Source organism: Bacillus sp. PSXD-155 (assembly GCF_049310765.1).
GTDB classification, from domain to species: Bacteria; Bacillota; Bacilli; order Bacillales; family Bacillaceae_G; genus Bacillus_A; species Bacillus_A cereus.
Window position 1 is genome coordinate 76,710 of record NZ_JBMOWC010000002.1, and the last position, 21,607, is coordinate 98,316.

Here is a 21,607-nt window from a genome sequence, read left to right on the forward strand (position 1 = left end):
TTATGTATTCAATAGAAATTACTTCAAGGAGGAATTCCATGTCTTCATTTACACATTTTAATGACCAAGGACGCGCAAAAATGGTTGATATAAGCGACAAAAAAACAACCGTTCGAACAGCAATTGCGTGCTCTAGCATTGTCGTTACGAAAGAAATTTACGATAAAATCTCTCACAATGAAATTGGGAAAGGTGACGTATTAGCAGTTGCGCAAATCGCAGGCATTATGGCTGCGAAACGAACTTCTGATATTATCCCAATGTGCCATCCTTTATTATTAAAAGGTGTTGACGTTTCTTTCGATTGGAAACAATCAGAAGAACAATATCGTTTACTCATTGAAGTAAAAGTTAAAACAGAAGGTAGCACCGGTGTTGAAATGGAAGCTTTAACAGCTGCTTCCACTACCGCTCTTACTGTGTATGATATGTGTAAAGCTGTCGATAAAGGTATGATTATCGGCGAAACGTACTTACTTGAAAAAACAGGTGGAAAAAGTGGAGATTATACGAGAAATTCATAATCCTCTCTCCGTTGAACCTAAAGGATTTCCTTTAGGTTCAACCTATATATCTTGCATATAAACTTTTCGCTACATTCATATCATTCGTCCCATGAATAAACGCCCTGCCATCTGTAAATAAAACAAAACGATATTCTTCTACCGGAAATGATAATAAATAAGGTGTCGCCTTTATCTCTACGCTTCTTTGTAAGCGCTTTTTAATTTCTTCTAAATTAAAATTCTTCCGCACACCTGGGCGAATTTGTACTGTATTTCGCCCACATAGCACTTCTGTTTTTGTTTGTGCTTCAAATGTTAAACTCGGATATGTACGTAACCTTCCGCAAGATAAACAAGTATCTTTTTTCTGTCTATTCACTTTAAATGCCATCTGTTGATTATTCCAAAGATCAAACGATAACATCGTTTCACGAAGCGCCCCAAAGTCTTCTACTAATATTTTCAGCGCTTCCGTAATTTGATGCGCAACTACTAATTGTACTGCCGGTTGTATAATACCAGCTGTGTCACATGTTGCTCCGCTCGCCGGATGCTCCATTAAACAGCGAAAACACGGTGTTTTCCCTGGTAAAATTGTATACGTTACTCCGTAACTCCCGACGCAACCACCATATATCCACGGAATATTATATTTTTGTGAAATATCATTAATGAGAAGACGCGTTTCAAAATTATCTGTCGCATCTAATATTAAATCTACATCACGCACTAGCTCTTCCATTTCTTGCACCGTTACATCCGTCACAACCGGATTTATTTCCACCTCAGAATTAATCGCTTGTAAATGTTCTGCAGCCGCTATCGCCTTCGGTTTATACTGCTTTGCATCTTCTTCTGTATATAGTTGTTGTCTTTGTAAATTACTCCATTCTACATAATCACGATCAGCAATCGTTACTTTTCCACCCCCTGCTCTAACAATCGCTTCTGCATTTGCCGCACCGAGAGCACCAGCACCAATAATAAGCACATGCTTCTCTCTTATTTTTCTCTGTCCTTCTTCTCCAACACCAGAAAATAATATTTGTCTTGAATATCGCTCCTGCATGCGATAGCCCCCTTTCTTATCCTCCTATATAAGACATTTCGATTTTCGGACGATTTTTTGCACTTTCTTCTGTCCGTTCATCCGAATACCTATCTTTTCTATTCATCCATACATCTTGTATAACACTTAATAACCCTTCATCCGAAAGATTTCCTCTAAGAAGTTCTCTTACATTCAAACCATCTGTCGCAAATAAGCACGTATAAAACTTTCCATCTGCCGAAATTCTCGCCCTCGTACAAGAGGCACAAAATGACTCAGAAACAGATGTAATAAAACCAACTTCAACATTTGTTCCAACGTACCGATATCGCTTCGCAACTTCACCAAAGTAATGGGCTTCAGCCGGCTCAAGCGGATACACCTTATGAATCATCTCAATCAATTCTCGTTTTGTAACTACTTGATCAAAATTCCACCCATTTGTACTACCAACATCCATAAACTCAATAAACCTAAGCGTGATTCCTTGCTCTTTAAAATACGCAGCCATCGGAAGTACTTGATGATCGTTCATCCCTTTTTTCACAACCATATTTACCTTTACTTCCAGCCCCGCCTCTTTAGCTGCTATAATTCCCTTAATTACCGGTTTCGTATTAATATTTCGACCATTAATATTCTTAAATATGTCATCATCTATCGCATCTAAACTAACATTCACTCTATGTAATCCAGCTTCTTTTAATGCCTTCGCTTGTTTCGTTAAATGGATAGCATTTGTCGTTAACCCTATATCTATTAGCCCATCAATTTTCACAAGACGTGCAATAAGTTTTGCTAAATCTTTACGAAGTAGTGGCTCACCGCCAGTAATTCTAATTTTTCGTACACCGATGTTAACAAATAATTTTGCCAAACGCTCAATTTCATCAAAAGTTAGTAAAAACTCATCTTTTAAAAAAGCATAATCTGGCCCAAATATTTCCGCTGGCATACAATATGTACATCTAAAATTGCAACGATCAATGACAGATATACGTAAATCTTGAAGTGGGCGTCCAAAAAAATCTTTAACCATCTCCTGCATCGCCACCCTCCCTTTCTGCCAAATTTCTTTCTTTTCATTCTATTATAATATATTTTCGAACTGCGATGTTTTTGCTCAAGGGAATAAAGTGAAACTTTAAATAATTAGAGGGTATCCACTCCCTCTGGTTAACGAGGTTTACTTCCAGATACAAGGATAAAAAAACCTTGAAACATAAAAGTTTCAAGGTTTTCTGCTTATTAACTTAATCTAATAATAGTTAGAGTAGCCCCTGGCGTTGCCGTAGATAATGTAGCTAACGCAACTACTCCAAATAATTGTAAGCTAACTGCAGCTCCAGCAGGCAAGTTAGCAATTATTGTTGCACTAAATGAACCAGTAGCCACTGCCGGGGCGTTTATCGTTCCCGCAAGCGGACTGCCATTTACAGTTATACGGGAACTTACAAGTAATCCTGCCGTTAAATTAATTGTATAGGCTATATAATAGTTTCCTGCATTCGCAACTGTAAATACAGTATTTCCACCACTAACGGTTATTCCTGATCCAATATTTTGATTGTTTGGTAACGGAATATTCGTACCACCTAACAAAACAGAAATAACACTTCCTGATGTATTATTCGCAAACGCATACGTTGCAGTTGTACTGACTCCGGTCGCTCCTGTGGCTCCGGTTGCTCCAGCTCCTGTTGGACCAGTTGGACCTTGAATCCCTTGTGAACCTGTTGGACCTGTATCCCCAGTTGGACCTTGAATCCCTTGTGAACCTGTTGCCCCAGTAGTCCCCGTTGGGCCTTGGATTCCTTGCGGGCCTTGAATTCCTTGAGGACCTGTCGCTCCGGTTACTCCAGTAGCTCCCGTTGCCCCTGTGTCCCCTGTCGGACCTTGTGGGCCTTGCAATCCTTGCACACCTTGTGGACCGGTTGGACCTATCTCTCCTTGTACCCCTTGGATTCCAGTTGGGCCTTGTGGGCCTGTCGGACCTTGAATTCCTTGAATACCTTGAATACCCTGTGGACCTTGTGCTCCAGTGGCTCCGGTTGCTCCTTGAATCCCTCGGGGACCTTGTATCCCTTGAATTCCTTGGGGACCGGTTGGACCTATGTCGCCTTGCGGGCCTTGGATTCCCTGTGGGCCTTGATCTCCTGTCGCACCAGTTACTCCTTGTATCCCTTGGGGACCTTGTATCCCTTGCGGACCAGTTGGACCGATATCTCCTTGCACACCTTGGATTCCTTGGGGACCTTGTAACCCTGTCACTCCGGTTGCTCCCGTTTCTCCTGTCGCTCCTGTCACTCCAGTTGAGCCTGTCGCCCCAGTATCTCCTGTTACTCCTGTCGCCCCGGTTGCTCCTGTCGGGCCAGGTGGTCCACCAGATGGACCAGTTACTCCCGCCGGACCTGATGGCCCCGTTGGGCCGGTCGGTCCGGCTGGTCCTCCAGATGGGCCTGTTACCCCTGTTGGACCGGTTAATCCTGTTGGGCCTGTAGTGCCTTCCCCTGTCGCCCCAGTTGCTCCCGTATCTCCTGTTGCCCCCGTCGGACCTTGGATTCCTTGAATTCCCTGTGGACCTTGCACTCCTTGTGCGCCCGTCGCTCCTTGAATTCCTTGTACTCCTTGCACACCTTGGGGACCCATCGGACCTGTTGGACCAATCTCCCCTTGAACACCTTGCACCCCTTGGGGACCCTCTGGACCCGTTGCTCCTATTTCCCCTTGTATCCCTTGAATTCCAGTTGCTCCTTGTACTCCAGTTGCTCCCGTTATCCCTTGCACACCTTGTATTCCCTGAATTCCTTGTGAACCTTGTGGGCCTGTTGTTCCTACCGGTCCTTGAATACCTTGTATCCCCTGGGGACCCTCTGGACCCGTTGCTCCAACTGGCCCTGGCACACCTTGGATTCCTTGCGGGCCCTGAAGTCCCTCTGGGCCTTCTGGACCTGTTGGTCCTATATCACCCATCGGACCTTGTATCCCTTGAACTCCCTGTGGGCCTGTTGCTCCTGATGGCCCTGGTACTCCTTGTATTCCTTGTGGACCTTGATCTCCTGTTGCTCCTGTGGCCCCTTGAGGCCCTATAGCCCCCTGTATACCTTGTGGACCTTGATTCCCTGTTGCTCCCGTTGCCCCTTGAATACCTTGAACTCCTTGTATTCCTTGTTCACCAGTTACTCCCGTCGGACCAGGAATACCTTGAATACCCTGCGGACCTTCTGGACCTGTTGGCCCAATTGGCCCTTGAATCCCTTGAATCCCTTGGATTCCTTGCAAGCCCTGTGCTCCCGTGCTTCCAGTCGGACCTGTACTTCCCGTTGCTCCTGTTACCCCTGTACTTCCTGTAGCCCCAGTATTCCCCGTTGCTCCAGTCGCACCTGTACTTCCACTTGGTCCACCACCCGGACCTGTCGCACCAGTCGGCCCCGTCGGACCAGGAGGTCCTCCTGACGGGCCAGTGATCCCTGTTGGACCGGTTACTCCCGTCGGACCTGTTATCCCCTGACCAGTCGCTCCGGTTGCACCTGTATTTCCACTCGGTCCTTGTGTTCCTTGTATCCCTTGTGCTCCTTGTATTCCTTGTGGACCAGTTGCACCCGGTAACCCTTGGACGCCTTGAATTCCTTGAGGTCCCTCAGGTCCCGTCGCTCCAATTGGCCCCTGTAATCCCTGTATCCCTTGTATACCTTGTGCCCCAGTCGCTCCCGTTGGACCAATCGGACCTTGTAACCCTTGCACCCCTTGAGGTCCTGTCGCTCCAGTTTCTCCTTGTGGTCCTCTCAATCCTTGTGGCCCCTGCTGTCCTTCTGGTCCAGTTGCACCTATTGGCCCAACTAATCCTTGTATCCCTTGCACACCTTGAGGTCCTGTCGGGCCCATCTCCCCCATCGGACCTTGTAATCCTCTTGGTCCTTGAGGTCCTGTTGGGCCTTGTGGACCGGTTGGACCAGTAATCCCTATACCTGTAAATCCAGTTGGAACAGGGGGGAAAGTAGGCCCAATAAGTTCGGGTGGAATTCTAAAATTAGAGCTTAACGGATTTTGCTTCCGATTATTATCACGATTCTTCACACTTTCACCACCTACAAACCGTCTTTTTCATAATAAATAAGCCTCTTCTTAATCTATTTACAAAAATAATTTCCAAGACTATTTTTATTTTAAATAATAAAAACTCCCTTAATTTCTTAAGGGAGTCCTGCAGTTGAATCCATATTATCTGTATTAGGGACAGCTTGTGCTATACCCGATGCATTTACACTTTGCCCCATATTTGTTCCTGTTACAGTACCAGCAGGAGTGCCTCTTGTATATGTTGTCGTCACCGAATCACCCGGCTGTAAACAAAGCTTTGTCTCCGTCCCTATTACTGTAACAACATCAATCCAAGCGCACCCCATTGAACCACTATATGATTTCGAAGCAGTAAATGAAGTATCACTCAAATTATCACCGGTAAATATATTTCCAGTGTTATTCACAATAACAAATTCTTTTATATGCGCAGGCATAATTACACTCTACCTTTCCTTTATGAACCTAACGTACGTGTACTTGTTGCCAAAGGCGGAAGAAATACCGATGTTCTAATCACCGCTTCTGGCTGCCTTTTTCCATTTAAAAAAATAGCCGCACTCGATCCTCCAGCTCCTGCATATACTTTCGCCACAGCTAAAGGCGAGATATCATAACAGTCACCGACATTAACAGCGCCTGTATTATTAATAATTTTCACTTTACGCAAATTAATTCCCATTTCCCCCTCCTCCTTTTTTATACTGTATGCAAAAGAAAAAAACTTGAAACAGACTCGTTCCAAGTTTTTAACTATTAACTATTTCGTTTCACCTTCATATTGAAGCATACCGCCAACCATGTTCACTGTTTTAAACCCTTGCTCATTTAAATAATGACATACATTTTCACTGCGCATTCCCGAACGACAAATAAAGATATATTCATTCTCTTTATTAAAGAAATCTACTTTATGTGGGATATCGCCCATTTTAATATGTACAGCTTCTGGAATCTTTCCTGCCGCTACTTCTTCATCTTCTCTTACGTCTACTAGAAATAACGTTTCTCCATTTTCTAAACGCTCTTGTACCTCTTCTGTAGTAATTGTATTAACTTCTGTCATATGTAGTTCCTCCTTATATACAATAAAACCTTTCGTTTCTTTTTCACAAACATTCTCTACCAATTTTAGCACGCAAAAGAAAGAACGCAAAGAATCGAAAAACTATTTCTCAATTTTCTCTAAAAATTTATTCTTTACAAACATAACTAGCACATTGTATCCTCAATATACTTGTTTTATGAAAGGAGTCGATTAAAATGACGCTTTTTCTTTTCATTATGGGCATTGTGTTCTTACTCGCTGCAATTATTGCTCTTAGTATGAAAAATAATAGAAAAATAAACTCCCCACAAGAGATGTCATTCTTATTTCTATTGCTTGGCATAGCGTTTTTCGGTATAGCAATCGCTACATATATTTTCCGTCTACAAATTATGTAAAAAAAGGTGCCTACTACAAACATTGCACCTTTTCCCCATCATTTGTCTTTTACACAAAACTAGATACTTTCCGATTCAAAAATTCATAAACCTTTTTTTCAAATAAATGAATATCAAATGCTCCTGCCATATGCCCATTTATACTTTCTATCTCATACACTTCCGCATATTTTCCTTGTTTTTGCAAAATATCTACCATTTTATAATTATAACGAGACGGCTGAAGCAAATCTTGTTTACACGGAATCATAAGTACATTCGCTTCTATGTTAGAAAGAGATTCTTCTAGTGAAGAAAACCCATGTGCAATATCATGCAATAAAACTGCCTTCGCAGTATACATCCATGAATTTGCATCTACTAACTCTATACTTCTATATGTCGCTGTATTTATCTCTTTTTCAAATGATGTTAATGTAGAAAACTTTTCATAAGGTTCTATCTCGATACTATTACGAGGAAATGCCATTTCATAAAAATGCTCATCAAACGCATTCATAAACATCATTCTACTCGCTAAATGAAGCCCCTTTATAGGCTGCTCTTCTCCATATTTTCCATCTTTCCAACTTGGATCCAGTTGAATTGCCTCAATCGCATTTTGCGCTACGTTTACTGACGTAATAATTGGATTTTGTGGGTTCGTAATAACGCCAATCATCCGCTCTACCATATGTGGATAGTGAACCGCCCATTGTTGTGCAATCATTCCCCCCGCCGACGGTCCGATTACAGCGTGTAACCTTGAAATTCCCATACCTTTTATTAACTCATATTGCATACGAGCTACATCAAGAAATGTAAAAACCGGAAAATCCATAGCATATTCTTCTCCAGTTTCTAGATTAATCGATTTCGGTCCTGTTGTAATCACATATGGATTCCTCGCCTGCACATTACAAAGGTTATCCGTACATATAACAAAATACTTATTTGTATCAATTGCTTTCCCAGGTCCAATGAGCCCATCCCACCAACCAGACTCCTCATCATGCACTGTATATTTTCCTGCCGCATGACTTGTTGCACTAAAATAATGACAAACCAAAATCACATTTGACCTTTCTCTATTTAACGTACCATATGTCTCGTATCCCATTTGAACAGGAATTTCTCTGCCATTTTCAAACGCAAACTCTTTTAAAACAAATTTCTCTTTTTTTACAATTTGCACAGACTCTCCCTCTCCCCGTTATAGTATGAACTGCTTACTAAAGATTTTTTTCTATGCAAACTAATCTCCTTCTTCTTTTCATAAATAAATGAATAATATACAAAATTAGCCACAAAATAGCACTATATTACAAGATTAAAGAGGGCATACATATGATTTGGAATTGGTTACGTAAGAAAAAAAAATCAAATAAACCAGAAGCAAACGAAACAGATAATCAGGAGCAGCATTCTAACAATCAAGAGGATGATAACAAAGAACAGACTAGAAATATGAAACATAATAAAGGTGAAAATAACGAGCAAAAAGATTCGTCTCAGAATAAGCAACAAAGTGCTAAACAAGATGATTCCTCTCAGGATAAGCAACAAAGCGCTAAACAAGGTGATTCGTCTCAGGATAAGCAACAAAACGCTAAACAAGATGATTCGTCTCAGGATAAGCAGCAAAGCGCTAAACAAGATGACTCTTCTCAGGATAAGCAACAAAACGCTAAACAAGATGATTCCTCTCAAGATAAACAACAAAGTGCTAAACAAGATGATTCGTTTCACGATAAGCAACAAAGCGCTAAACAGGATGATTCGTCTCAAGATAAGCAACAAAGTGCTAAACAAGGTGATTCGTCTCAAGATAAACAACAAAACGCTAAGCAAGATGAACCTTCTCAAAGTAAGCAACAAAGCTCTGGAGGTAATAGTATTTATGACTTTACAAAACCAGAAAAAGACCGTATTCATTCTCTACAAGATTTAATAGAGAAACTTAAAAAGTCTAGTGATTTTATTAATTACCATACATCTGACGATGAAACGATGCCTTATTGGATTTCTTACTATCGCCCTTCACTTGATGGGGAGAAATTACAAAAATATTTAATGCCTACTCTTTTAGAGAGACCTTGTACTTCGCTAGAAGAACTAAAAGAACATATTCCGATGAGTGGCATTACAATTACGAACGACTTGCAAAAAATTGAAGACATGGTTTTAAAGGGACATGCGATCATTCAATTGAATCAGCAAGATCAAAAATGTATGCTTGCAAACATTGCAATTGATAATTATCGTGCACCAACCCCTCCTTTAAACGAATCAACTGTTATTGGTCCGCAAGAAGGTTTCGTAGAGGATATTGATACAAACATTAATTTAGTTCGAAAACGTCTTCCTGTTTTAGATTTACAAACAAAAGAAATGATTATCGGCGAGTTTTCCAAAACAAAAGTTGTCATGATGTATTTAGACAACCTCGCTGAAAAAGATAATGTAGATTTTCTAGAAGAGTCATTACGCGCTCTTGAATATGATCAAGTTAATGATAGTGCTTATTTACAAGAATTAATGGGTGAAAAATCGATTTTCCCTCTCTATATCAATACAGAGCGCACTGATAGAGTTACAAAAGCACTAATTGATGGAAAAATTGCAATTTTCGTTGATGGTTCACCAAATGTTCTATTAACGCCCGTATCATATTTCGATTTCTTTATTTCACCAGAAGATTATAATGTCTCTTGGCTATATGCAACATTTTCAAGAGTTTTACGGCTTATCGCTGTCCTTTTCTCAATTTGTGCAGCTCCATTATATGTTGCCGTTTTAAATTATCATTACGAACTCATTCCGAGTGATTTACTTGAAACTTTAATTTTATCAAGGGCGCAAGTACCGTTCCCACCTTTAATTGAAGCACTTTTTTTGGAATTAGTTATCGATTTATTAAGAGAAGCCGGCGCAAGGTTACCGATGAAAGTCGGGCAAACACTCGGTATTGTAGGCGGTATCGTAATCGGGCAAGCATCTGTACAAGCTGGGTTAACGAGTAACATTTTATTAATTATCGTTGCACTATCAGCACTCGCTTCTTTTATTACACCTATTTATAAAATGGGGAATGCTGTTCGATTACTACGCTTCCCGTTTCTCATATTTGCAGAAATAGGTGGACTTTTCGGTATTTCTCTTGGATTTATCTTTTTATTTACTCATCTATTTAGACTTACTTCCTTACGTAAGCCGTACGCTTTGTTTTATCCGACAAGGCAACAATCAGTTAAAGATTCTTGGATTCGTTTTCCATTAACAATGATTGATACAAGAGATGTGCAAGCAAGACCACAGCATGTAAAAAAAGCAGCAAAAGGCATTTCGACAAAACATAGCTCGGACTTTGATGATTAAGAAATGAGGTGCATTGATGAGTAAAGTTCAAGAAAAATATCAAATATCTCCTATCTTTGTTTTCTTCTTAATTCACAGTGCACAATTCGGGGCTGGCGTTCTAGGTTTTGCTCGAATTATCGCAAAAGCTGCTGGATACGACGGCTGGATGGGAGTTCTCCTCACAGGAATCATCATTCATATTCTAATCTGGATGATGTATTATTCATTAAAAAATGTAGAGGGAAACTTAATTGATTTACACAAACAACTTTTTGGAAAATGGATCGGAAATGGTATTAATATCATTTTTATGGTTTATTTTTTTATTGTAAGCATTTCTGTTGTTAGAACATATGTCGAAATTATTCAAGTATGGATGTTTCCTAGTGCATCCACCTGGATGCTCACATTCTTTTTATGCTTAATAAGTTATTACATTATTTCATCAGGATTCCGAGTCATTACAGGAATTTGTGTTATTTCTGTTGGTGGGACATTAGGTTATCTTTTTCTTAGCCTTTTCATTTTGAAATTCTCACATTGGGATAACTTACTTCCAATATTTTCACATTCTTTTACCGATATTTTGAAAGCAGCTCAACTATCTATTTATAGTATGACAGGATTTGAAATTTTCCTTATGATTTATCCATTTGTTAAAGAGCCAGAGAAATCCCATAAATTCGCGCAATATGGGGCATTATTTTCCAATATTCTATATTTGTTTAGTACCATTCTCGCTTTTACATTCTTTAGCGAAAAACAACTACTCAAAACAATTTGGTCTCAACTGTCCATGACACAAGTTATTAAGCTTCCTTTTATAGAGCGACTTGAGTATATCGCTATTTCTGGTTATGCTCTCGTTATTATTACAAGCTTTATCCTACCTTTATGGGCTGCTACTAGAGGAACTCATGAAATTTTTCGTGTTAAACAACGTGGGATTTTAATTGCCTTGATGCTTATCACCTTAGTTGTTTCACAACTTTTAACGAACAGGCATGATATCAATGATTTTATTAGTAATGTATCTAAAGTTAGTTTTTGGCTTATATATATATACATCCCAATTCTATTTAGTATTGTGTGGGTGAAAAGAAAATGGACAAAACAAAAAGAAAGTTAATACTTCTTGTTTGCATCAGTATCTTCAGTCTAACTGGTTGCTTACAAAAAAATATTATTGATGATGTTCAACTCATTCAAGGAACTGCCTTCGATACAGCAAAAGATAATAAAGTAAAAGTTACATTCGTTTGTCCTATACAAAAAAAGGGAAATAAAGTTCAAGTTTATGAAGGAACAGGAAACGCAGTAAAACAAGTAAAGGCAGATACATCTTTAGAATCTTCACAACCTTTCGCAAGCGGTCAAATGCGTGTCGCCTTATTCACAACAAAGATTGCTAAAAAAGGATTATCCAATTCTTTTGACACATTAATTCGTGATGTGAATATTGGTAACTCACTGTATGTTGGACTATTAGAAGGCAGTGGTACTGAACTATTTAAAGGAAAATATAGTACCTCTTACAATGTTGCGATTTATATAAAAAAAATGTTAGAACATAATATGGACACTGGCCCTTTGCCAACTGACAATTTATATTTAGGTGCCTTCAGATACTACCGTGAAGGACAAGATTCCTATATGCCTATCCTCAAAAAACATGGAGATAAAATAAAAATTATTGGTATTGGTCTCTTGAAAAAGGATAAGTTAGTTGGAACAATTAAGTACCACGATATGTTTGTTTTCAAAGGACTGCTAGAAAAGCACCGTTTGGACTCACATGAATTTAAAACCAATCCTGGCTATACAATGATTAATAACATTCGTTCCGTTCCTACCTACGAAGTAAACATAAAAGATGGGAAACCTTCTTTCTATATTCACGTTAAGATGGATGCTCGTATTCAGGAGCTTTCTAGAAAATTTAATTTAGAAAACAAAAAAAACACAACAAAAATAGCCAAATCAATCGAAAAACAATTAGATGCAAAAGCTACAAAACTAATTAAACAGTTTAAATCTCTAAATGTTGATCCTCTTGCACTAGGAGCAAAATATAGACAACATTATCGCCCATTCAAATTAGAAGAGTGGCGACAAATGTATAAAGATGTTCCGGTTCATATAAAATACACCGTAAATATTACAAATTCTGGTGTAATTGAATGAGAAATGATTGAACTCCTCTCTCCAGCATGATACAACGGAGAGAGGAGTTTTTTATTATTAAATAGAGAGAGAAGATATTTATGGGGGAGCTTATGTCTAAAAAATTAGTAAAGCCTATTTTAAATGGTATTTTATTTCTCGGCGTCTTTTTATTTGCTCATACATACTTAAAAAATGTTTCCTTCACACGTTACTTGCTTGTCGTTATACCAATGTTACTCCTTGGTATGTTTGGCATCGACCTTATTTTATCCCTTTTAATAAAAAAAGAAGAATAACGAGCGAACATCTTATTTCGATAAGATGTTCTTTTCATTTCATAATCACCTTATGTTACAATGAGATTCGGCACTAAGCGAGAAAGGATGAAACAACATGACAAACGAAAAAGGTTTAGATAAAGGATATGAACTTGTTGCGAAAATGCATGAAGTATTCGGACATCCTGTAACAAATATTCCAACGAAATTAACAGAAGAGCGTGCAAAAATTCGTGCGAGTTTTATGCAAGAAGAACTAGAAGAATTTCTAGAAGCAACGACTGTTGAAGATCAATATGATGCACTAATTGACCTTATTTACTTTGCATTCGGAACGTTTGCCGAAATGGGCGTACGTCCAGATAAAGGATTCGAAATTGTAAATAACGCAAACATGGCAAAACTATTCCCTGATGGGAAACCTCGATTCCGTGAGGGCGACGGTAAAATTCTAAAACCAGAAGGCTGGCAAGCACCAGAACCACAGCTTCGTGCTGAAATTGAACGTCAACGTCAAGAAGCTGAAAAAAACTGCTAGGATTTCCTAGCAGTTTTTTATTATGTCTTTTTTTCTGCAGCTCATTAATGACCCACGTGTCCCGCATGTCCTGCTGCTCCACTAATACTAGCTGCTCCTGCTGCTGCCCCTGCTCCTCCTGCTCCAATTCCTCCTGTCCAAGGAGAAGTTTGTTGCTGTTGTTGATATTGTTGGTGCTGTTGACCTTGGTGTCCATGATGTTGGCCTTGGTGTCCATGATGTTGGCCTTGGTGGTGATGATGTTGGCCTTGGTGGTGATGTCCATGATGACCTTGATGCGTTTGATAAAGAACAGCTTGCGGATGAATGTGGTGGTGTCCATGGTGATGTACTTGTTGTTGGTGATGACCATGATGGCCGTGTTGACCTTGATGGTGGTGATGTCCTTGGTGGCCGTGTTGACCTTGATGGTGGTGATGTCCATGATGGCCGTGTTGACCTTGGTGGTGGTGTCCATGATGGCCGTGTTGACCTTGGTGGTGGTGTCCATGATGGCCGTGTTGACCTTGGTGGTGGTGTCCATGATGGCCGTGTTGACCTTGGTGATGATGGTGTCCATGATGGCCATGTTGACCTTGATGGTGGTGATGTCCATGATGACCGTGAATAACTTGCGGATACCCACCTATTCCTGGTACCGGAAATCCTGTCTGCACTCCTCCAACGAAAGAAGGAAATGTAGTTGGTGCTCCTACTGGAATTCCTGTCTGTACACCAGCTACTGATGTTGGAAATCCACCTGTTATTGTAGGCATTCCAGCCCCTGATGTCGAAAAGCCTCCCATTGATGTAGGCATTCCAGTTTGCATGCCAGCTACCGATGTTGGAAATCCGCCTGAGCCTCCACCCATCCAGCTCGGAATTCCACCGTATCCTTGTTGGTCAGCCCCTCCCATTAACATCATTTGTTCATAACTACCCGATCCACCTCCGAAGAAGCCATGTGGTGCATTATTGTCCATCCCTTTCATCCCTTTCATTCCTTTCACCTCTTCTACTCAATTTAGCCTACCTTTTTTATCATATTTCCTATAGAAAAATAGGTGTTTGTCTGTATGGGAATTCCGCTCTTTTATTTGTACGTAATGGAATAATTAAAAACTTAGACTAATCTAATCCAGAAATGATTTTCTACACAAAAAAGCTCAGAGCCTAAATGCTCTGAGCTTTTATTTAGCGTTAATTAGTTTGCAACAACGTTAACAAGTTTTCCAGGAACAACAATTACTTTACGAACTGTTTTCCCTTCAATTTGGTCTTGAATTGCTTCAAGTGCAAGTTGTTCCATTTCTTCTTTTGATGCGTCTTTACTCATTGTTAGTTTTGCGCGAACTTTACCCATAACTTGAACAACGATTTCAACTTCATCTTCTACAAGTTTAGACTCATCAAACGTTGGCCAGCTTGCATATGTGATTGTTTCATTGTATCCAAGTTTGCTCCATAGCTCTTCCCCGATATGAGGTGCAACTGGTGCAATCATTTTTACGAAACCTTCTACATATTCTCTTGGAAGTGTTTCAGCTTTGTATGCATCGTTGATGAATACCATCATTTGAGAAATCGCTGTGTTGAAGCGAAGCTCTGCATAGTCTTCTGTTACTTTCTTCACTGTTTGGTGGTAAGCTTTTTCAAGCTCTTTATTTGGTGCGTCAGTAATTTTCTCACTTAATTCACCGTTATCTTGAACGAATAGACGCCATACGCGGTCTAGGAAACGACGAGCTCCGTCAAGACCATTTTCAGACCAAGCGATTGAAGCATCTAATGGGCCCATGAACATTTCGTATAGACGAAGTGTATCTGCACCGTGGCTTGCTACGATATCATCAGGGTTTACAACGTTACCTTTTGATTTACTCATTTTCTCGTTGTTTTCACCTAGAATCATACCTTGGTTGAATAATTGTTGGAACGGTTCTTTCGTTGGAACTACACCGATATCGTATAATACTTTATGCCAGAAACGAGCATATAGTAAGTGAAGTACAGCGTGTTCTGCACCACCGATATAAATATCAACTGGAAGCCATTGTTTTACTTTTTCAGGATCTACAAGTGCTTCACTATTGTTTGGATCGATGTAACGTAGGTAATACCAACAGCTACCAGCCCATTGCGGCATTGTATTTGTTTCACGACGACCTTTTTTACCAGTTTCAGGATCTACAACATTTACCCACTCGTCAATGTTAGCAAGTGGTGATTCACCTGTACCTGAAGGACGGATGTTTTCTGTCTTCGGAAGAACTAATGGTAATTCCTCTTCTTTCACAGCTGTCATTGTACCATCTTCCCAGTGAATTACTGGAATTGGCTCACCCCAGTAACGTTGACGGCTGAATAACCAGTCACGTAGACGGTACGTTACTTTTTGATTTCCTGCGCTCGTTACTTCAAGCCATTCAATCATTTTTGCGATTGCTTCTTCTTTATTTAAGCCATCAAGGAATGCTGAGTTTACGTGTGCACCATCACCTGTGTACACTTCTTTCGTAATATCTCCGCCTTTTACAACTTCCTTCATTGGAAGATTAAATACTGATGCGAATTCATAGTCACGCTCATCGTGAGCTGGAACTGCCATTACAGCACCTGTTCCGTAAGTTGCAAGAACATAGTCAGCGATCCAGATTGGTAATTTCTCACCGTTTACTGGGTTAACTGCGTAAGCACCAGTGAATACACCAGTTTTCTCTTTCGCAAGTTCTGTACGCTCTAGGTCACTCTTCATTTTTACAGCGTTAATGTAAGCTTCTACCGCTTCTTTTTGTTCTGCTGTTGTAATTTCTGCAACAAGTGCATGTTCTGGAGCAAGTACACAGTATGTTGCACCAAATAGTGTATCAGGGCGCGTTGTGAACACCGTGAACTTCTCATCTGTACCGTCGATGTTGAAGTGTACTTCTGCACCTTCAGAACGACCGATCCAGTTACGTTGCATATCTTTTAAGCTTTCAGGCCAATCAAGCTCATCTAGATCTTCTAATAGACGATCTCCGTAAGCTGTAATTTTTAACATCCACTGTCTCATCGGACGACGCTCAACTGGATGTCCACCACGCTCACTCTTACCGTCAATGATTTCTTCGTTTGCAAGTACTGTACCAAGTGCTGGGCACCAGTTTACAGGTACTTCATCAACGTAAGCTAAGCCTTTTTCAAATAGTTTTAGGAAGATCCATTGTGTCCACTTATAGTAGTTTGGATCTGTTGTATTTACTTCACGGTCCCAATCGTAAGAGAAACCTAATGATTTAATTTGGTTACGGAACGTATTAATATTATGCTCTGTAAATTCAGCTGGGCTGTTTCCAGTATCAAGTGCATATTGCTCTGCTGGAAGACCGAATGCATCCCATCCCATTGGATGAAGAACGTTATATCCTTGCATACGCTTCATACGAGATAAAATATCTGTCGCTGTATAACCTTCTGGATGTCCTACGTGTAAGCCTGCACCTGATGGATATGGGAACATATCTAGTGCATAAAATTTTGGTTTTTCTGTCTCATCTGGCGTACGGAATGTTTTATTCTCTTCCCAGTACCCTTGCCACTTCTTCTCAATTTCTTGATGATTAAAGCTCATGAGATACCCTCCTTGAAATTCTATTTATTTTCACCGCCCAAAATACAAAAAACCTCTCATCCCTAGAAAGGGACGAGAGGTTATAGATTCCCGCGGTACCACCCTAAATTAATGTAAAAATATACATTCGCTTAGATCCGTAACGTGGATTAACGGCAATTGCTACTATTAGTTTCACAACTGCAACTCAAAGGCGAGTTCATAACGAAACGTGGATTGACTTGCACCGACCGTCAACTCTCTAAACCAGCTTCTATTACTACTACTCCTTCTCACTGTTATTACACATATAAGTTACGTGAACTATCCTTCACCTAGTATCTCTTAAGAGCTTACTTAAAGCGAGGACTTCTCGGTTAATCGTTACTCTTCATAACTAACGAATTCATCTTAAGACAGCCGAGCTATCTCCCTTGTTCTAAAGGTTGTTTTATTTAAATATATTCTAAAACATGTTACATGTTCCGTCAAACTAAACTGCAATTTTTTCTTCAACTGTTTCTTCTACTTTTACTCGTTTATCATAAATGCTCGTTGCTATAAGCGCTACTACAAGCATTACCATGATTGCTATAAACAATACTTCCATATTGTATAAATCCACAATTGCTCCGCCAACGACCGGCCCGAACATTTTCCCTACAGTCGCCGCACTATTTACAACCCCTTGATAAAACCCTAATTTATCTTTTGGTGCAAGTATATTTGCAATCGTTGGAACCGCAGGCCATACAAATAACTCACCTATTGTTAATGTTACCATCGCAACGAGGAACATCGTAAATTGTTGCGCTTGACTTAACACAATGAATGAAGCTGCAAAAATGAAAATTCCAATCATAATTTGCTGTTTTAAAGAACGCTTCATCCAGCGAATTAGCATACTAACAAGTGGCTGTGCACAAACAATCATCGCTCCGTTTATCGTCCATAATAAACTATAGTGACGAAGGCTAATATTCAATTCTTGCATATGTGTTGCAATCGCTCCTTGCCACTGTACGTATGTAACCCAGCATAAAGCATATGCTACACACACGATAAGAAGTGCTTTAAATCCAGGTGTAAGTGACCAACCTTTTTTCATTTCGACTTCTTTTTGTACTCCTGGCTCCTTCTTGTCTTCCATACCACGGAATCCAATAAAAGCAATTAAGAAGAAAACAAAGTATAAAATAAAGTTCGCTAAGAAAATATAATCAAAACGATATGAAGCAACTAAACCACCGCACGCTGTTCCAATCGCAATACCAACGTTTTGTCCAACGTACATCGCATTAAACGCTCGTCTTCCGCCCTCTGGCCAAACCGTACCAACCATCGCGTACATCGATGGGAAGACCATCCCAGAACCGAAGCCGATTAACGCTAGCCACACAACATATAACGGCCAACCGTGGAAGAACACAAGACCTAAAATCGATACAAGTGTAATGACAATCCCTACTAAAATTGATTTATAACCGCCCCATTTATCAAATAAAACACCGCCGAGCAAGTTTCCGATTACACCAGTAAGCGAGTTGATCATTAGTACCATCCCGGCCACAGATAAAGATTTTCCTAGGTGATCATGCAAATAAATTGTATTAAAAGGCCATAAAAAAGAAGCACCCGTGACATTAATAATCATCCCAGCTACTAATAGCCATACTTTCCTTGGCATAGTTTCCCCTCCTATTCTATTTTTTTCGTTCATATATATAACAGTAAAATTGTAGTCGTTTTTAAATAGGAAGGCAACTGATTAATAGTTGATGAAATTCAGATAATGGTTCGACGGTAAATGAAATTATATTTATCCCTGCTTGAAAATATATCAGCGATTTTGGAAATATATCGACCGCAACTCAAAATATATCAGCGATTTTGGAAATATATCGACCGCAACTCAAAATATATCAGCGATTTTTCAATTATATCGACCACAACTTGAAATATATCAGCGATTTTTCAATTATATCGACTTACCGACAAAAAACGACGACAGTAACAATATATAAAAGGGTAGACTGCATGAAATTTTCATGCAGTCTACCCTTATTTGTACTATCCAACTTCTTTTTCTCGCTTCGCACTTTCTTTAGCGCTCCATTTAAATATTTTATCTAGTAAGGAATATATTCTCCCAGATTCTTTCGTTAACAAAGGTCCTAACGATGCTAATATTAAAACATACAAAGCTGAGAATGGTTTAATCGTTGCCATTAAGCCGCCCGCAATTCCAATATTCGCGACGATAATGGAAAATTCTCCGCGTGATACAAGTGTTAAACCGATATTCGTAGAAGCCTTATGCGATAACCCAGCTTTACGCCCCGCAACCATTCCAGCAGTAAAATTACCGATAAGAGTAATGAAAACTGCTCCTAATGCCAACCACACTGCTCCCCCAAGCGAAAATGGGTCTATACTTAAACCGAAGCTGAAAAAGAATATAGCTCCAAAGAAATCACGAAATGGAACAACGAGCTGTTCAATTCGATCACTATGCTCTGTTTCAGAAAAGACGAGCCCCAATAATAATGCTCCAATTGCCTCCGCGACATGAATCGTTTCTGAAAATCCTGCTACAAAGAATAAAATAGCGAATATTACGATAATGAAAATTTCATTGGACGAAATATCTAACATTTTATTTAAAAATCGTGTAGCTTTTCTAGCAACTACAAAGAATAGTAGCATATACCCTACTGCGATTAAAATAGATGTAAGAGCACCTACAAATGACGTTGCCCCTCCGAGTACTAATCCTGAAACGACTGATAAATATACTGCTAAAAAGATATCATCAAACATAATGATTCCTAAAATTAGCTCCGTCTCTTTATTACCAGATCTTCTTAAATCAACAATTACTTTCGCAACAATTGCACTCGATGAAATTGTTATGATCCCAGCAATAATTAATGTTTCTAATAAGGGGAAACCCATTATATATCCGTAAAGTAAACCTAATATAAAATTAAGCGATATATGAACAGTCCCCCCAAAAGCAATTGATTTTCCAGATTTAATTAATTTTTTAATTGAGAATTCTAAGCCTAAATAGAATAAGAGGAATATAACGCCAACACGGCCGAGGAAGGAAATAACTTCTCCGCTTTCAATAAATCTTAAATCGATAAGCCCTAAATCTGGCGCATGTGGCCCCACTAGCATACCGAGTATAATGAAAAACGGAATAATCGAGAACTTTAACTTTGCAGCGAGAATAGCTGCAAAAGCGACTAATACTAACGCAGTCCCAACTTCAAAGATTAAAGTATCCATCGACTATGAATCCCCTCCTACTGAAAGCAACTCATTAATAATTCTTTTTACTTCATGTCTTTCGCCTGATAATACGAGCATATCGCCAGCTTCAATGATAGAATCTGGGCCTGGATTAAAGAACTTCTTCATATTCTTTTTCAAAATGGCAATGATCGTTACATTATATGTGTTTCGGACATGTAAACTACCAATTGTTTTTTGTACGACTGGTGCATTATTTTCCACCTTAAACCACTCAATTGATAATCCTTCAAAGGCCATTTCAATCGTATCTAAAGCTTGTGGTCTATATACCATCCCGCCCAATATAGCTGCAATTTGTCTCGCTTCGGAATCACGAAGAGAGACGCTTGAAATACTCTCCTCATGATCAGCATCAAAATGGTACATTTCTCTTCGGCCATCATCATGAATAACGATAACCATCTTTTCATTACCTTTTGTAATCACTTCAAACTTACATCCAATACCCGGCAGTTCACTCTCTCTAATATTCATATTTTCCGCCTCCTAATTTTTTTAGTTACGGCTTTTATAAATCGACATCAATCTCCGTTTTAAAGGTCTCATCCTTTGAGATGCCTAAATACTTTAGCGTCTCTGATGGAGTCGCGTGATGGAAATGTTTTTGCAACAGCGCAATCGCTATCCCTCTTTTGTACGCATGAAATCCAAACGTTTTTCGCATTGAATTTGTTCCGATCTTACCAACAACTCCAACTGCTTCTGCAGCATTATGAATTACACGATACGCTTGTTGACGCGTAATTGAATTTGGCGTTTTATTAGATTGAAATACGTAATTTTCTCTTTTAACGCCAATAGATTGTACGTAATCTAAAAGCGCTTCTTTTACTTTTGTATTTAAATAAATATCTTGTTTAAATTTTTCATCTTTCACAGGAAGAGTATAAAACTCTTTAACAGTCCCGTCTTCATTTAATACATCTTCAAATTTCATACTAAGTAGTTCTGTAATTTTTAATCCTGTGTTAATTCCAATAACAAATAAAAGATAATCTCGCTGAGAGTGCTCTTTTAAATATTTTTTCATAGCCTCAATTTGGCTTATATCTTTTAATGCCTCTACAACTTCCATACATGTATTCTCCTCATCTTATGAACGGTAATTTTCTCATTATGTTGTCCATTTTACCTTATCATGCTATGAGATTTCCATGTGTTATCCATTATTTTCACAATATACTTTTGTGACCCAAGCAATTTTCAATTTGGAAATTTACGATTGTACAAATACGTTGTGGTTAGAAAAGAAATGGGGGTAAAAGTTCAGCTTTTTTCTACAGATTGGATTCCTCCTTTCCTTACCCAGCT

The 21,607-nt window shown here is 39.3% G+C and carries 20 protein-coding genes and 1 other annotated feature; of the genes, 7 read left to right on the top strand and 13 right to left on the bottom strand.

What is annotated here, in order from left to right; translation table 11 throughout:
* The first annotated feature begins 38 nt into the window (after window positions 1–38).
* Complete coding sequence (moaC, locus tag ACO6VI_RS01860) at window positions 39–524, top strand: cyclic pyranopterin monophosphate synthase MoaC (RefSeq protein ID WP_078994656.1); 486 nt, start codon at window positions 39–41, stop codon at window positions 522–524.
* A 37-nt stretch (window positions 525–561) separates the two neighbouring features.
* On the opposite strand, the gene ACO6VI_RS01865 is transcribed toward moaC, so the two are convergent.
* From ACO6VI_RS01865 to ACO6VI_RS01890, 6 genes are all read right to left on the bottom strand, one after another.
* The gene (locus tag ACO6VI_RS01865) at window positions 562–1,575 is read right to left on the bottom strand and encodes a molybdopterin-synthase adenylyltransferase MoeB (RefSeq protein ID WP_088021577.1); all 1,014 of its coding nucleotides are present in this window, start codon (window positions 1,573–1,575) and stop codon (window positions 562–564) included.
* 16 nt (window positions 1,576–1,591) lie between these two features.
* Complete coding sequence (gene moaA, locus ACO6VI_RS01870) at window positions 1,592–2,605, bottom strand: GTP 3',8-cyclase MoaA (RefSeq protein WP_088021576.1); 1,014 nt, start codon at window positions 2,603–2,605, stop codon at window positions 1,592–1,594.
* 200 nt (window positions 2,606–2,805) lie between these two features.
* Entirely contained in the window at window positions 2,806–5,634 is a 2,829-nt protein-coding gene (locus tag ACO6VI_RS01875; protein WP_088021575.1) for a BclA-related collagen-like exosporium protein, read from the bottom strand.
* Window positions 5,635–5,750: 116 nt separating this feature from the next.
* Window positions 5,751–6,074 carry a hypothetical protein gene (locus ACO6VI_RS01880; protein ID WP_088021574.1) on the bottom strand — a complete coding sequence of 108 codons (324 nt, stop codon included), beginning with the start codon at window positions 6,072–6,074 and terminating at the stop codon, window positions 5,751–5,753.
* A gap of 20 nt (window positions 6,075–6,094) precedes the next feature.
* A complete protein-coding gene (locus ACO6VI_RS01885; protein WP_000512463.1) occupies window positions 6,095–6,319 on the bottom strand; it encodes a spore germination protein in 225 nt (74 codons plus the stop codon).
* Window positions 6,320–6,397: 78 nt separating this feature from the next.
* Window positions 6,398–6,703 carry a rhodanese-like domain-containing protein gene (locus ACO6VI_RS01890; protein WP_000141254.1) on the bottom strand — a complete coding sequence of 102 codons (306 nt, stop codon included), beginning with the start codon at window positions 6,701–6,703 and terminating at the stop codon, window positions 6,398–6,400.
* Window positions 6,704–6,900: 197 nt separating this feature from the next.
* On the opposite strand from ACO6VI_RS01890, the gene ACO6VI_RS01895 reads away from it, so the two are divergent.
* Window positions 6,901–7,083, top strand: coding sequence for a hypothetical protein (locus ACO6VI_RS01895; RefSeq protein WP_063548808.1), 183 nt, complete (start codon window positions 6,901–6,903; stop codon window positions 7,081–7,083).
* Window positions 7,084–7,132: 49 nt separating this feature from the next.
* Here the strand turns inward: ACO6VI_RS01895 and ACO6VI_RS01900 are convergent, their stop codons facing one another.
* Complete coding sequence (locus tag ACO6VI_RS01900) at window positions 7,133–8,257, bottom strand: alpha/beta fold hydrolase (protein ID WP_078994654.1); 1,125 nt, start codon at window positions 8,255–8,257, stop codon at window positions 7,133–7,135.
* A gap of 152 nt (window positions 8,258–8,409) precedes the next feature.
* Here ACO6VI_RS01900 and ACO6VI_RS01905 point away from each other — a divergent pair, with 152 nt between their 5' ends.
* The 5 genes from ACO6VI_RS01905 to ACO6VI_RS01925 all read left to right on the top strand — a co-directional run bounded on the left by ACO6VI_RS01905 (window position 8,410) and on the right by ACO6VI_RS01925 (window position 13,404).
* Complete coding sequence (locus ACO6VI_RS01905; RefSeq protein ID WP_080469886.1) at window positions 8,410–10,440, top strand: spore germination protein; 2,031 nt, start codon at window positions 8,410–8,412, stop codon at window positions 10,438–10,440.
* A gap of 16 nt (window positions 10,441–10,456) precedes the next feature.
* On the top strand, window positions 10,457–11,551 hold the full coding sequence (locus ACO6VI_RS01910) for a spore germination protein (protein WP_063548812.1): 1,095 nt from the start codon (window positions 10,457–10,459) through the stop codon (window positions 11,549–11,551).
* Entirely contained in the window at window positions 11,527–12,606 is a 1,080-nt protein-coding gene (locus ACO6VI_RS01915; protein ID WP_063548814.1) for a Ger(x)C family spore germination protein, read from the top strand. The genes ACO6VI_RS01910 and ACO6VI_RS01915 overlap by 25 nt, the downstream gene beginning before the upstream one ends.
* A 92-nt stretch (window positions 12,607–12,698) precedes the next feature.
* Window positions 12,699–12,884, top strand: coding sequence for a hypothetical protein (locus ACO6VI_RS01920; protein ID WP_063549372.1), 186 nt, complete (start codon window positions 12,699–12,701; stop codon window positions 12,882–12,884).
* A 97-nt stretch (window positions 12,885–12,981) separates the two neighbouring features.
* Window positions 12,982–13,404: an HAD family hydrolase gene (locus ACO6VI_RS01925; protein WP_063548816.1), complete on the top strand. Its 423-nt coding sequence runs from the start codon at window positions 12,982–12,984 to the stop codon at window positions 13,402–13,404.
* A gap of 44 nt (window positions 13,405–13,448) precedes the next feature.
* Here the strand turns inward: ACO6VI_RS01925 and ACO6VI_RS01930 are convergent, their stop codons facing one another.
* The 6 genes from ACO6VI_RS01930 to ACO6VI_RS01955 all read right to left on the bottom strand — a co-directional run bounded on the left by ACO6VI_RS01930 (window position 13,449) and on the right by ACO6VI_RS01955 (window position 21,371).
* Window positions 13,449–14,375, bottom strand: coding sequence for a hypothetical protein (locus ACO6VI_RS01930; protein WP_422422976.1), 927 nt, complete (start codon window positions 14,373–14,375; stop codon window positions 13,449–13,451).
* 212 nt (window positions 14,376–14,587) lie between these two features.
* The gene (leuS, locus tag ACO6VI_RS01935) at window positions 14,588–16,996 is read right to left on the bottom strand and encodes a leucine--tRNA ligase (protein WP_000009466.1); all 2,409 of its coding nucleotides are present in this window, start codon (window positions 16,994–16,996) and stop codon (window positions 14,588–14,590) included.
* A gap of 65 nt (window positions 16,997–17,061) precedes the next feature.
* Window positions 17,062–17,281: a binding site (T-box leader), on the bottom strand.
* A gap of 187 nt (window positions 17,282–17,468) precedes the next feature.
* Entirely contained in the window at window positions 17,469–18,662 is a 1,194-nt protein-coding gene (locus ACO6VI_RS01940; RefSeq protein WP_063548822.1) for an MDR family MFS transporter, read from the bottom strand.
* A gap of 383 nt (window positions 18,663–19,045) precedes the next feature.
* Window positions 19,046–20,269 (bottom strand): cation:proton antiporter, encoded by a 1,224-nt coding sequence (locus tag ACO6VI_RS01945; RefSeq protein WP_422422968.1) that lies wholly within the window; start codon window positions 20,267–20,269, stop codon window positions 19,046–19,048.
* Between the two features lie 3 nt (window positions 20,270–20,272).
* On the bottom strand, window positions 20,273–20,770 hold the full coding sequence (locus ACO6VI_RS01950; RefSeq protein WP_001026053.1) for a cation:proton antiporter regulatory subunit: 498 nt from the start codon (window positions 20,768–20,770) through the stop codon (window positions 20,273–20,275).
* 34 nt (window positions 20,771–20,804) lie between these two features.
* The gene (locus tag ACO6VI_RS01955) at window positions 20,805–21,371 is read right to left on the bottom strand and encodes a tyrosine-type recombinase/integrase (RefSeq protein ID WP_000454210.1); all 567 of its coding nucleotides are present in this window, start codon (window positions 21,369–21,371) and stop codon (window positions 20,805–20,807) included.
* Window positions 21,372–21,607: the final 236 nt, after the last annotated feature.

Excerpts from the sequence above, each read along its gene's own strand:
- ACO6VI_RS01930 (WP_422422976.1), bottom strand. The coding sequence starts at position 14,375 with ATGAAAGGGATGGACAATAATGCACCACATGGCTTCTTCGGAGGTGGA.
- ACO6VI_RS01910 (WP_063548812.1), top strand. The coding sequence starts at position 10,457 with ATGAGTAAAGTTCAAGAAAAATATCAAATATCTCCTATCTTTGTTTTC.
- ACO6VI_RS01880 (WP_088021574.1), bottom strand. The coding sequence starts at position 6,074 with ATGCCTGCGCATATAAAAGAATTTGTTATTGTGAATAACACTGGAAAT.
- ACO6VI_RS01945 (WP_422422968.1), bottom strand. The coding sequence starts at position 20,269 with ATGGATACTTTAATCTTTGAAGTTGGGACTGCGTTAGTATTAGTCGCT.
- ACO6VI_RS01865 (WP_088021577.1), bottom strand. The coding sequence starts at position 1,575 with ATGCAGGAGCGATATTCAAGACAAATATTATTTTCTGGTGTTGGAGAA.
- ACO6VI_RS01895 (WP_063548808.1), top strand. The coding sequence starts at position 6,901 with ATGACGCTTTTTCTTTTCATTATGGGCATTGTGTTCTTACTCGCTGCA.
- leuS (WP_000009466.1), bottom strand. The coding sequence starts at position 16,996 with ATGAGCTTTAATCATCAAGAAATTGAGAAGAAGTGGCAAGGGTACTGG.
- ACO6VI_RS01950 (WP_001026053.1), bottom strand. The coding sequence starts at position 20,770 with ATGAATATTAGAGAGAGTGAACTGCCGGGTATTGGATGTAAGTTTGAA.
- ACO6VI_RS01915 (WP_063548814.1), top strand. The coding sequence starts at position 11,527 with ATGGACAAAACAAAAAGAAAGTTAATACTTCTTGTTTGCATCAGTATC.
- moaC (WP_078994656.1), top strand. The coding sequence starts at position 39 with ATGTCTTCATTTACACATTTTAATGACCAAGGACGCGCAAAAATGGTT.
- ACO6VI_RS01905 (WP_080469886.1), top strand. The coding sequence starts at position 8,410 with ATGATTTGGAATTGGTTACGTAAGAAAAAAAAATCAAATAAACCAGAA.
- ACO6VI_RS01890 (WP_000141254.1), bottom strand. The coding sequence starts at position 6,703 with ATGACAGAAGTTAATACAATTACTACAGAAGAGGTACAAGAGCGTTTA.
- ACO6VI_RS01885 (WP_000512463.1), bottom strand. The coding sequence starts at position 6,319 with ATGGGAATTAATTTGCGTAAAGTGAAAATTATTAATAATACAGGCGCT.
- ACO6VI_RS01955 (WP_000454210.1), bottom strand. The coding sequence starts at position 21,371 with ATGGAAGTTGTAGAGGCATTAAAAGATATAAGCCAAATTGAGGCTATG.
- ACO6VI_RS01940 (WP_063548822.1), bottom strand. The coding sequence starts at position 18,662 with ATGCCAAGGAAAGTATGGCTATTAGTAGCTGGGATGATTATTAATGTC.
- moaA (WP_088021576.1), bottom strand. The coding sequence starts at position 2,605 with ATGCAGGAGATGGTTAAAGATTTTTTTGGACGCCCACTTCAAGATTTA.
- ACO6VI_RS01920 (WP_063549372.1), top strand. The coding sequence starts at position 12,699 with ATGTCTAAAAAATTAGTAAAGCCTATTTTAAATGGTATTTTATTTCTC.
- ACO6VI_RS01925 (WP_063548816.1), top strand. The coding sequence starts at position 12,982 with ATGACAAACGAAAAAGGTTTAGATAAAGGATATGAACTTGTTGCGAAA.